Annotated in this window: 10 protein-coding genes; 1 reads left to right on the top strand and 9 read right to left on the bottom strand. The window is 43.3% G+C overall.

The genetic code is table 11. The features are described 5' to 3' along the window. Positions 1-40 precede the first annotated feature (40 nt). From FTX54_RS06565 to FTX54_RS06545, 5 genes are all read right to left on the bottom strand, one after another. Positions 41-766: a YebC/PmpR family DNA-binding transcriptional regulator gene (locus FTX54_RS06565; RefSeq protein WP_147803021.1), complete on the bottom strand. Its 726-nt coding sequence runs from the start codon at positions 764-766 to the stop codon at positions 41-43. Positions 767-841: 75 nt separating this feature from the next. Further along, the gene (gene pheA / locus FTX54_RS06560; RefSeq protein ID WP_147803022.1) at positions 842-1,741 is read right to left on the bottom strand and encodes a prephenate dehydratase; all 900 of its coding nucleotides are present in this window, start codon (positions 1,739-1,741) and stop codon (positions 842-844) included. 26 nt (positions 1,742-1,767) lie between these two features. Beyond that, positions 1,768-2,175: an ACT domain-containing protein gene (locus FTX54_RS06555; protein WP_246125578.1), complete on the bottom strand. Its 408-nt coding sequence runs from the start codon at positions 2,173-2,175 to the stop codon at positions 1,768-1,770. A 145-nt stretch (positions 2,176-2,320) separates the two neighbouring features. Further along, entirely contained in the window at positions 2,321-3,601 is a 1,281-nt protein-coding gene (gene obgE / locus FTX54_RS06550) for a GTPase ObgE (RefSeq protein ID WP_147803024.1), read from the bottom strand. Between the two features lie 22 nt (positions 3,602-3,623). Next, positions 3,624-4,139 carry a Spo0B domain-containing protein gene (locus FTX54_RS06545; RefSeq protein ID WP_147803025.1) on the bottom strand — a complete coding sequence of 172 codons (516 nt, stop codon included), beginning with the start codon at positions 4,137-4,139 and terminating at the stop codon, positions 3,624-3,626. A 184-nt stretch (positions 4,140-4,323) separates the two neighbouring features. On the opposite strand from FTX54_RS06545, the gene FTX54_RS06540 reads away from it, so the two are divergent. Further along, positions 4,324-5,280, top strand: coding sequence for an agmatinase family protein (locus FTX54_RS06540; RefSeq protein ID WP_147803026.1), 957 nt, complete (start codon positions 4,324-4,326; stop codon positions 5,278-5,280). Between the two features lie 860 nt (positions 5,281-6,140). On the opposite strand, the gene hemY is transcribed toward FTX54_RS06540, so the two are convergent. The 4 genes from hemY to FTX54_RS06520 all read right to left on the bottom strand — a co-directional run bounded on the left by hemY (position 6,141) and on the right by FTX54_RS06520 (position 12,138). After that, positions 6,141-7,565, bottom strand: coding sequence for a protoporphyrinogen oxidase (gene hemY / locus FTX54_RS06535; RefSeq protein ID WP_147803027.1), 1,425 nt, complete (start codon positions 7,563-7,565; stop codon positions 6,141-6,143). 3 nt (positions 7,566-7,568) lie between these two features. Further along, positions 7,569-8,507 (bottom strand): ferrochelatase, encoded by a 939-nt coding sequence (gene hemH, locus FTX54_RS06530; protein WP_147803028.1) that lies wholly within the window; start codon positions 8,505-8,507, stop codon positions 7,569-7,571. 24 nt (positions 8,508-8,531) lie between these two features. Continuing rightward, positions 8,532-9,566, bottom strand: a complete 1,035-nt coding sequence (gene hemE / locus FTX54_RS06525) for a uroporphyrinogen decarboxylase (RefSeq protein ID WP_338485872.1) — start codon at positions 9,564-9,566, stop codon at positions 8,532-8,534. 463 nt (positions 9,567-10,029) lie between these two features. Next, entirely contained in the window at positions 10,030-12,138 is a 2,109-nt protein-coding gene (locus FTX54_RS06520; protein ID WP_147803029.1) for a transglycosylase domain-containing protein, read from the bottom strand. Positions 12,139-12,191 lie beyond the last annotated feature (53 nt).

Here is a 12,191-nt window from a genome sequence, read left to right as displayed (position 1 = left end):
AATGACTTAAGAAGGGCACAGCTTCACTAAATCATCATAACTACAGCACTGCACTATGGGCCACTCTTTGGACGTCGTCATTATCTTCCAGTGCCTCTATCAGCTGCATTACTTCATCTAAATCTTCTTCTTTCAACGCAGTTTTTACAGCCGGAACCATAGCAGCTTCCGCAGAAGCCAGTTCCAAAGAAGCTATTTCCTTAAAAACTTTTTTAACATCCTGCATTTCCTCAGCCTGAGTAAATATTTCTACCGCATCTTCTGAAAAAGTAACGTCTTCTGCTCCCGCTTCCAGGGCAGTCAGCATTATTTCATCTTCATCAATTTCCGCGAGTTTCTCATAAATAAGCCAGCCTCGGCGGCTGAACATAAAGGAAACACATCCGTTTTCTCCGAGGTTGCCTCCGTTTTTATTAAATGCCAGACGGATATCAGCAGCTGTACGATTTTTATTTTCTGTCAATGTTTCTACATATACCGCTATCCCATGAGGAGCATAACCTTCATATACAATTTCCTCGTACGTGATGCCATCTACATTACCAAGTGCTTTTTTTATCGTACGTTCTACGTTGTCATTCGGCATATTTACCTGTTTTGCTTTTTCCAGGGCCATTCGGAGAGCAGCGTTTGTTTCCTGATTTTCCCCTCCGTTTCTGACAGCCTGAAAGATTTCTTTCGACACCTTCGTAAAAACCTTTCCTTTTTTGGCATCCTGCCGGCCTTTACGATGTTTTATATTACTCCATTTTGAATGACCTGCCATAAAAGTTTCCTCCTAAATTCCCACTCGAAAAATCCCTTCTCTGTATGTATACAGAAAAGAGATAATCGGCAGGTGTCAGCGATGTTTTACTTCTGGTATGGCTTTTGCACCGTTAAGTTCTTCCCAGGAAAAGCAGGGATAGCTCCCGAGAATATGAACGCCGCATCCGAGAGTGCGAAGTTCCTCTGTGACAGACGGGATGAGTACATCGTCTTTTTTCATAGCAGCATCCACTATGAAAAAGTAGTTTCCAAGCCCCGTTTTTGTAGGACGGGATTCGATACGAAGCAGGTTGATTCTCCTCCACGCAAATGCGGCAAGAACCTGATGCAGAGCGCCGGCAAAGTCTGAAGATAAACTTATCATCATAGATGTCTTGTACTGCGTTTCCTCTGTAATCAATTCATTCTGAAACGGCTTTTCTCCTTTTGTTAACAGAAGAAAGCGGGTCCGGTTATGATCGTAATCATTAATTTTCTTCTGGGCCATGAATAGACCATAGGCTTTTGCTGCAATGTCATTAGCAATAGCTGCTGCATTTTCATCCGGGTTTTCCATGACGTGTTTTGCAGCAGAGGCTGTGGAATTTGTGTAAGCAATTTCTGCATCGGGAAGACATTCCCGGAGAAACTGATGGCACTGAGCCACTGCCTGCGGATGAGAATATACTGTCTTCACCTGCTTCCAATCGTCCGCTCGTGCTGGATCGATCAGAAGATGCTGCTCTATTGGAGCAACAATTTCCGCAGCCATGTTCATCCGCTGATGATGAATGAAATAATCAAGCGTTATATTGACAGACCCTTCTATAGCGTTTTCCATAGGAACTACTGCCTGTTCTACTTTCCCTTCAGCCACGGCGTCCATCGTATCAGGAATTGAACGATAAGGAAGTCTCTCAGCTTTCGGGAGAAGTGTGGCTGCAGCTGCCTCTGTAAAAGAGCCCTTCGGCCCCAAATAACCTACTTTTTCCACTTTACTGTCTCTCCTTTTCAGTCCGGCTATGCTCCTGATCCTACAATTTCAACTTTTCGGACAGCATCAAGCTGCTGCATCTGGTCCAGTAGTCCTGTTACGTCAGAAGTCATGGCTGCTGTTTCTATCGTTAAAGTAATGGTGGCTTTCCCCTGCAGAGGAATGGTCTGATTAATAGTAAGGACATTCGCTCCGGTCTGGGCTACCATGGAAAGCAGTCTGGAAAGAGAACCAGATTGGTCTTCCAAATGAATAGTCAGCGTAATGATTTTTTCTTTAACCATTGTATGAAAAGGGAAAATTCCATCTTTGTATTTATAAAATGCGCTGCGGCTCAGCTCAACGGTATTTACAGCATCGTTAATGGTCTGAGCTGATTCACTCTCGAGAAGACGTTTAGCTTCCACCGTTTTTAACATAGCTTCTGAAAGCATATCTTCCCGCACCAAATAAAATTGATCTGAACGTTTCTTCAAGCTTATCACCTCACAAACCTTCCCTCACGTTCGAGTACGGCTTTCCTGTAAAATCATATTGTAACGGAGAGAAGAACGTTTGTCCACTTATGCAGCACACCTGCTATTCTACGAATTCAAATTCATATTCAAGAATACGCACAGTGTCGCCGTCTTCTGCACCAAGTTCCCGCAGCGCCTGATCGATGCCCATTTTTCTCATCTTTCGAGAGAAACGCTGAACAGAATCATAACGGTCAAAATTAGTCATTTTAAACATCGTTTCTATTTCATGACCTGTTACTGTAAAGCCTCCATCTTCATCCTGCTCAACAGTGAAAGGAGCTTCCTTTTTCGTATATTTATAAACAACACGCTGATCCGTATCTTCCTCATAAAGTGGGAACGTTGGAGTTGTTTCAATTTTGTCCGCTACAGCCCGAAGCAGATTTTGAAGTCCGGATTTTGTAACTGCAGAAATCGGATAAATCTCCACATCTTCTCCAACCCTTTCTTTAAACATCTCAAGCTGGGTTTCCGCATCCGGAAGATCCATTTTGTTGGCTACAACAATTTGCGGGCGTTCCATCAGGCGCATATTGTACTCTTCCAATTCCTGGTTAATCGTAAGGTAATCCTCATAAGGGTCTCGACCTTCCATGCCGCTCATGTCTATGACATGAACGATGACACGGGTTCTTTCAATGTGCCTCAAAAATTGATGACCAAGTCCTACTCCGCTGTGAGCCCCTTCAATCAATCCAGGAAGATCTGCCATGACATAGCTTCGCTGATCATCCGTTTCGACTACTCCAAGATTAGGAGCAAGCGTTGTAAAATGATAGTCAGCTATCTTCGGTTTTGCCGCTGAAACGACAGAGAGAAGAGTCGATTTTCCTACACTTGGAAAGCCTACCAGACCGACGTCTGCGAGTACTTTAAGTTCCAGAACTATATCTTTAACCTGGCCGGGTTCTCCATTTTCCGCAATTTCCGGAGCCGGGTTAGCTGGAGTTGCAAAACGTGAATTCCCTCTTCCTCCACGGCCTCCACGGGCGATTACTGCCTGCTGTTTATGTTCGGTAAGGTCAGCTACAACTTCTCCCGTCTCTTTATCCAGGATGGTAGTACCTGGCGGAACGCGTACAATCATACCCTTACGGCTTCTGCCATGCTGATTTTTCGGCATACCGTTTTCGCCGCTGTCTGCTTTAAAGTGCCTTTTATAGCGGAAATCCATAAGTGTACGAAGACCTTCGTCCACCTCAAACACTACATCTGCGCCCTTTCCTCCATCTCCTCCGGCAGGACCACCGTTCGGAACATATTTTTCACGACGATAGGCGACAAGACCGTTGCCTCCGTCCCCTGCTTTTATAAATATACTAACCTTATCTACAAACATTGATGTTGCTCCTCTCTTTTACTTACACATTCAATTTGACGCTTATATATAGAAATGCCATTCCCGCTTCTGCTTCCTTTTTCCCTGGGAGTTCTTCGATCAGCTGGGAAGGAAGCATTGTTAATTCTCCTTCAAAATCCAATATCAATTCTTTGCTGTCCAATTCCCTGAATATAATCTGTAGAGACTGACTCGCCCCAGGAAGAGCATGATCTTCAAGCCATGCAGTTACTAGTCTGATAAATGTCATCGCCTTTTGTTGTTCTGCACTCCAGTCTCCACTCTCTGACTGAACTTCGATTACAACAGGGACAATAGGGGAGTTCCAGTTATAAGTCAGGAGCATTGCAGCAATTTCGGGGACATTTAAAGCGCTGAGCCTGCTTTCCTGTTCCGCTTTATATATTATATTCTCAATAACTGCTTCGACTTTATTGTGACTTCCTAAAGCTGTATAGCTTTTAATAAGCTGAATATCATTTAAATAGTCGTGCCGGTAATGCCGAAGTATTTCCACGACCTTATCTGCTTCCTGCATCTTACCTCTCCTGACGTTCTTTATATACGGTAATATTATAGCACGAATCGAAAATGACAATACGTTTAATCATAACACATTTTTGAGCAAACAAAAAAAGTATTCTTTTACTGAAAACTGTTCTTATAACCTTGAAATCGTTTATCATATAGGAGGAAGGTCAATTTAATTTGGAGGGATAACAATGGGCAGTAAGTATATTTACGGAAATACACCCTGTTTTCTGCAGGGAGAAAATTTGATTGCCGAACCTCAAAAAGAGAAGGAAATGGATGTTATCGTTTACGGTGTACCGTGGGAAGGAGCTGTTACCTGGGGAGATTATACCGGATGCGAGCTGGGTCCGAAAGTAATGAGACTAAGTTCCGGGCGGTACAGCGGGTATCTTCCTGAACTCGATCACCTGGATGTTTTTTCCTGTTTGAAACTTGGTGATAAAGGGGATGTCGCTGTCACTCCAGCTGATCCGGAAGAAACGATGAAAAAAATCCGCAATTTTTCAAAAGATGTGTGGGACAGCTCTTCTTTTCCTATTGCACTCGGCGGGGACCACGGAATTACTTTTCCTATAATTGAAGGACTGATTGAATCATCGGGTAAAAAAGTAGGTATTATTCACCTTGATGCCCATTATGACAACAACCTGCATTCCAACGGCGACCCATATGGACGCGGCGCTCCCTTTGCAAGATTGTATGAAACAGAAGGAGTGGTGAATGAATCTCTTGTGCATATGGGTATCCATGGACCCAGAAATAAACCCGAAAATGGAAAACTGGCCCAGGAAGTAGGAGCCAAAACACTTACAATACAGGACATTCGCAAAGCTGATTCTCCAAGGGAAATAGCTCGAAAAGCATATGAACTGGCTTCTAAAGATACCGATGTAGTATATTTAAGCATTTGTTCCGATGTGCTGGATCACGCCTTTAACCCCGGAGGACCGGTAGATGGTAATGGACTTTCTTCATTCGAACTTCTTGAAATTGTCCATGAAGTATGTTCGCTCGGCGTAGCGGGAATGGATTTTGTTGAAGTATATCCCCAGCAGGATCAGACAGATTTCAGCTCTCATTTCGCCAGCTTTATCGCTCTCTACGCTTTAGCTGGAGAAATAAACAAACGTTCCAAAAATTCATAAAAAGTTCATAAAACTTTCAAATTTCAGGTTTGAGATTTTGAAAAAGTGGAATAGTAGTGATAACTCCCCCCACTTTCTCATATTTTCCTCTCTTGTGGAAAAACCGTGTGCTGACTGCGCACGGTCTATTTTTTTGCTTTTTAGTTGATATAACTGTAAAGTCATGTTTTGCTTTAAATAAAGGCTGCCTTGGAAATAAAGTTGATAAACGATAAACGTGCGCTTTCGTTCCCATAGGGACGCTTTCCGGGCGGACCAGCTTCAGCTTGTCCTTATTCGCCCCATGTGCCCTCCAGCGCCCCGTAAAAATAAGAAACAGAATCTGTCTTCTAATAAAGAAGATCCCTTTTGAACTTCATTTATTCCAACTGTATAGAGGAAAGTCCATTCCTATAGAAGGCCATTGTTATCTCTCATGGTGCATGGTTTTTGCATGAGTGTCTCTGTTAAAGCTCCGGGTTATTACGCACGTTTGGGGAAAACAAACTACATTTGACAAAAAGCTTATTTAATCCTTACAACTTCTTTCGTTTAAGCCTTGCCCACCAGCTTTTAAAGTAAAGTTTACTTCTGTAATCGTAAGCCGGAAAGCAAAGTCTCTTTTTTCGCGTAAGAGCCACAGACTTAAACACAGCTTAAAGCAAAATAAAACATCGTCATGACAGACTTTACTGTCATGACGATGTTTAAACCATCTGAAGCAGGTTAACTTCTTTTCGAACCGCAGCTTCATAAAAGTCTTTACTGTTTCTTATTGGATCTTTTGAAAATAATGTACAGAAATGGTAAGTAGTCGCTTATCTACTTTATTTTCAAGGCAGCTTTCAAAAAACTGATGAGGACAGTGAATACCTTATTCGCTACTTCCTCTTCTGTTCTTCAATTATTTCAGCTGCTGCCGTGTTGGCCTGATTAACACAATCCGGCAGACCGATACCTTTATAGCTGGCCCCGATCAGTTTGATTCCTGGTAAGTGTTCAGCCAGACTCCCGTTTATTTTCTCAAGCCGTTTTACATGATCAATTTCGTATTGAGGCATCGCCTGTCTCCAGCGTGTCACTCTGTAAAATTCGGGAACTTCATCAATCCCCATAATTTTTTTTAAATCCTTTCTTACCTCATCCACTATTTCCTCATCTGTCCTATCAACGACTTCCTCTTCTCCTGCTCTTCCTACATAAGCACGAAGCAGGGCTTTTTCTTTCGGTGCGGTGTGTTCCCATTTCTGATGAGTCCACGTACACGCTGTGATCGTGTAGTCTGACTTTTTCGAAACAACAAACCCAGTGCCGTCAAGAGGCTTTTTTAAAGCTTTTTCATCAAAAGCAAGAGCTACAGTAGCCACTGATGTAGAAGGGACTTTTCCGAGAGGTTCCATAAAGGAGTGATTTTTAAAGAGTTCATAGGCCTGGTGGTGACGAATAGTAAGCAGAATTTTATCTGCGTAGTCACTCGATCCATTTTCAAACACAAGACGGTATCCCCCGCCTTCTTTGTTTATAGATGAGATTTTATGGTTCGTGTGTACATGGTTTTGATCCAGCCTTTCCGAAAGTTTTTCAGAAAAAGATTGAAGACCGCTTCGGAAAGTAAGAAACATACCGGCTGGTTTTTTATTTTTTCCAAGCAGTACTGGTTCCTCTACTGCCTTGTTGCCGAGAGAGGTTTTCATACCTAATATCAAACTCCGATGATTCTTTTCTACTTCCAGAAATTGCGGGAAGGTAGCCTGCAGGCTGATCTTATCTATATTTCCTGCATAAATACCTGAAAGGAGCGGTTCAATAAGATTATCCACTACTTCGCTCCCAAGACGCCTGCGAAAAAAACTTCCAACAGACTGATCTTTTTCCATATGTTTATGCCTCGGAAGAAACAGATCCATCGCTGCGCGTGCTTTTCCCTTTGGGCTGAACAAACCTGAAAGCAGAAACGGTCTCCACTTTGTAGGTATTCCCATTACTGCTCCTTCAGGGATACGATGGAGTTTTTTCCCATGAAGAATAAAGGCTCCGGATCGGTTTGTTACGAGTTCTTCTTCCATACCGAGTTCCACTGCCAGGTCATACATACTCCGCTTTCGCGTCAGAAAGGAATCCGGGCCTCGTTCAATCACAAAACCATTCGTATAATCCGTGGAAATACTGCCGCCAAGTCTGCTTCCAGCTTCATACAAATTAAATTCTGCATTCAGACTCCCTTTCTCAATTTCCTTTTGAAGAGCGTAGGCAGAGGCTAATCCGGTAATACCGCCTCCAACAACGGCTATTCTTTCTTTTTCCATGCGTTACGCATCCTTTTCTTTCAGATGTTCTTCGATAACTGTAGCCAGAGCATCAATGAATGCAGGTTTCGCATTTGGCATCGGAGGACGGTAATAACCCGCTCCTACTTTGTCGGTGACAACCTTACATTCATAATCGTTATCGTAAAGAACCTCAAGGTGCTCTGCAACGAAGCCGACCGGACAATAAACAAACGCTTTGTAACCTTCTTTGTTATAAAGATCTTCTGTTAAATCCTGTACATCAGGTCCGATCCATGGATCCGGCGTGTTTCCTTCACTCTGCCACCCGATATCGTAATTTTTGATTCCTGCTTCCTCTGCAATCAACCGGGCTGTTTCTTTCAGCTGTTCCGGGTAAGGATCTCCGTCAGCAAGAATTTTTTCGGGAAGACTGTGGGCGGAAAAAATAACACAGTGATGGTTTTTTTCTTCTTCCGACATTTTTTCTACCGTGTTTTTTATTCCTTCAGCCCAGAAACGGATAAATTTAGGTTCCTTATACCAGTCCTGAACGCTCGTGATGGCAGGACCATTGATAAGGTCTGACTCTTCTTTAGCTCTGCCGTTGTAAGACTTTACGCTGAACGTGGAATAATGCGGAGCAAGTACGATGCTTACCGCTTCCTTAATTCCATCCTTTTTCATTTTCAAAACTGCATCTTCTATGAACGGATCAATGTGTTTAAGCCCTTCATAAACAACAAATTCAATGTCCTGATAGCGTTTATTTAATTCGTTTTTCAACTCTTCAGCCTGGGAGGAAGTTATCCTCGCCAGTGGAGAGATGCCTCCTATATCCTGATAGCGTCCTGTTAAATCATCGAGCTGCTCCCGGGAAGGTTTACGTCCTCTTCGTATATGGGTGTAATAGGGTTCAATTTCATCTTCTGATCTCGGGGTGCCGTATGCCATAACAAGTAAACCCATTTTTTTAGTCATTGAACATCCACATCCTTTTCGAAATTAAATTTTAGCAATTTTTTCTGCTGAATACTCATGTACAAAAGCCGTAAGTTGTTTCAGCTTCGCAGGCTCAATTTCCGGGAACACACCGTGGCCCAGATTAAAGATAAATCCTGGTTTTTCGAGGCCTTCATCTATTATACTTTTAGCCTTTTTTTCAATCACCGGCCATGGTGCCATAAGCACACTTGGATCAAGATTTCCCTGTACTGCTTTCGTTATACCGTCAGCCCGGGCGTCTTTAATTGGATATCTCCAGTCGAGACCTACGACATTCAGTGGAAGTTCCGCCCAGTCCTGAGCGAGATGACGGGCACTTACTCCGTGCATAATCAGAGGCACACCTTCGGAAGAAAGTTCTTCAAAAATTCTTCTCATCGCCGGTTTGACATACGTCTGATAGTCCTCTCTGCTGAGGGCACCGATCCATGAATCGAATATTTGAATAGCCTGGGATCCTGCACGGATCTGCGCTTTAGTATAAGTAATGACCATATCTGCCAGTTTCTGCATAAGGGCTTCCCATGCTTCAGGCTGGCTGTACATCATTGCTTTTGTTTTATTGTAATTCTTTGATGGGCCGCCTTCAATCATATAGCTTGCGAGAGTGAACGGAGCCCCGCTGAAAGTAATAAGCGGCACAGTCAGCTGCGTACGCAGAATGCGGATCGTTTCAAGCACAAAGTCCACGTCTTTCTCGGGATGCAGAGTACCTAACTTATTGACATCTTTCATATTTTCAATGGGATTTGAAATGACTGGTCCTACTCCAGGCTGGATTTTCACATCGACTCCGAGTGCCGGAAGCGGCGTCATAATATCTTTGTACAAAATTGCAGCGTCATTATTATATTGATCGACCGGCAGTTTCGTTACCCAGGCGCATGTTTCCGGCATACGGGTGATCTCTTCCAGTCCATACTTCTTTTTTAACTCCCGGTATTCAGGCTGGGAGCGCCCCGCCTGTCTCATATACCATACTGGTACGTGGGAAACTTCTTCCTTTCGACAAGCTTTCAGAAACGTATCATTCATTGGTTGAGCCACACTTTCCACCTCGTTAATTATCATTTTGTTTACCATAAACGGCACTTACTTATCCGCTGTACATTCTAACGCTTTTTATCTCTTTATAAAAGAAAAACGTCCAGTGTTCACAAAAACGTACAAAAAAGAAAGGATCATAAAATAAGAAATCAAATTATTTTGATTGAATTTCCTAATTGAAGTTTATTCTGTAAAACCAAATAAGGCAGAGAACTTCCACGGCATAAAAAACCTTCTACAATGGCTTGTCTTCAGCAGAATTCAGCGCAAAAAATACTTTGTGAAAATATTATATTAACTCTTAATGTACTCGTTCACGTTAATAAAAATCGACCATGACTTAACCTGTCATGGCCGTTTAGTACTTTTTACTTGAATCAAGAAATCCATTCCTTCTAAAAAGAGTAATAATCGATTCTTTTAAAGAATTTCAGAAGAAATAGTGGAGCTGTCAGGAACCCTGCGAAAAAATATTCCAGTTGGCTCTGGCAGTATTAGATTCCTCTCCTTCTCTATCGGTTAAAGGATTATAAGGAACAACCACAAACTCTGCCTGGTTTAAAAAGTTGGTGCGGCTGATCGTATAATCTGCCTCTCCGGCCACTTCGTCGACAAGTGTCCGGCTGCCGCCTTCGATACGGTAAATTCTATAGTGCAGCCTTTCATCTTCCGAAGCAGACCATGCCAATTCTACATCTGCTCCGAAGAGGCCTAAGCTCATATCAGCATCGAGATCATTGATTTGCACAAAACGGATTGGTTCCTCCAGCTCTGCCACTTGATCCGGCTTTTCAAAAGCTGTGGAACTGCTATCAGGAAGAAGCTGTTTAAACACCGAAGTCGGGGCAGAACTTGTTACTTCCTCTCCACTTTCTGCATTATCCCGTCCCATCCAGACAGCTCCCGTATATTCCGGGCTCCATCCTGCAAACCATACATCTCTGGATTCCATGGATGTGCCGGTTTTGCCTGCCAGAGGAGCTGTTGTTTCTCCTGCCTGGCCGGTCCCGTCTGTTACAACAGATTCCAGCATACGGGTCATGTACCAGGCTGTCTGTTCCGACATAACTTCCACTTCTTCCGGCTCTGATTCCGCCAGCATATCTCCATTTCTATCATAAATCTCTTCTACAAAATAAGGCTCAGAATATTTGCCGTTGTTTGCAAAAGTTCTGTACGCTCCTGCCATCTGCAGAGGACTTAACCCTTCATCCAGTCCTCCCAGGGCTACACTAAGTCCTTCTTCTTCAAGAGTGATCCCCTGATTTTGCAGCATCGTTTTGGAATGATTCAACCCTATTTCGTTTAGAAGCCACACTGCAGGAGCATTGACGGAATCTTTCAAAGCATCATACATCGTGATTTCTCCAGAATAGCTTCCGCTCAAGTTCCCTGGTTCATACCCGTCATAATTCAATGGTTCATCCGTAAGCATTGAATAAGGTGCATACTCTCCGGTTTCAAGCGCAGGCGCAAAAACGGCCAGCGGTTTTATCGTCGATCCGGGCTGTCTTTTTGCAGAAGCATAATTCAATCCCTTCTTCACATATTCCCGGCCCCCCTGTACAGCTTTTACTCCACCCGTTTCATTATCAAGCAGAACATAGCTTCCATCCATTCCTTCATCGGGATAAACAGAGGAATCCCGCATCTTTTCAAATGAAGCTATCTGCTGCTCAGGGTCCATCGAAGCTACGATTTCATAGCCGCCGGAAAGGATTTCCTCCTCCGTAAAGCCGTATTCCGTTTCCAGTTCATTTAATAGAAGGTCAATATAGGACGTATATGCCTCGTTGGAAGTGACGCTGTTTCTTTCCTGAGGCAGTGTTCTTCCTTTAAGACGGACAGCCTCTTCCGCTGTTATATAGTCCTGCTGATGCATGACGTCGAGCACCAGATCCCGTCTTTCTTTTCCTCTCTCTTCATCAATAAAAGGTGAATAATTGTTCGGCCCTTTTGGAAGCGCTGCAAGAAGTGCTCCTTCTTCCACCGACAATTCATCCACTGTCTTACCAAAATAAAGCTGGGAAGCAGCCTGCACGCCATGGGCTCCGTGCCCGAAATAAATCCGGTTTAAATACATTTCCAATATTTCTTCTTTAGAATACCGATGCTCCAGGTTCAGTGCAATCAGGACTTCTTCTGTTTTTCGAAGCAAAGATTTTTCCGGCGATAAAAAGGCGTTTTTTGCCAGCTGCTGGGTGATCGTGCTCCCCCCTTCTGCTGCAGACCGGGTAATAATATCACGGTACAGCGCCCTTCCTATGGCGCGGGGATCAATACCGGTATGTTCAAAAAAGCGCTGATCTTCTATCGCTATAAACGCATGCTGAACATGGTCTGGGATAGTCTCGAGGTCTACCGCCTCCCTGTTTTCTTCAAACAGTTTCGTCAGCACCTCCCCTTCATCATCTACTACAGTTGTCGACTCTTTCATTATGAGATCTTTTTCATCTATGGCATAATTGCCGAAAAGAATAATGCCCAGATAGGCAGTTACCCCGGCAATAGCTAAAATTAAAACAACGATTGTTGTAATTGTAATACGTTTCATCCACATGGGTTTCACTCCTGTCTAAACAAGCATTTTATCATTAATTTAAGTGGAAAACC

It is taken from the genome of Alkalicoccus halolimnae (assembly GCF_008014775.2).
GTDB lineage: Bacteria > Bacillota > Bacilli > Bacillales > Salisediminibacteriaceae > Alkalicoccus > Alkalicoccus halolimnae.
Note: the sequence above shows the minus strand (reverse complement) of the source record. Positions and strands in the feature narration are given on the sequence as shown.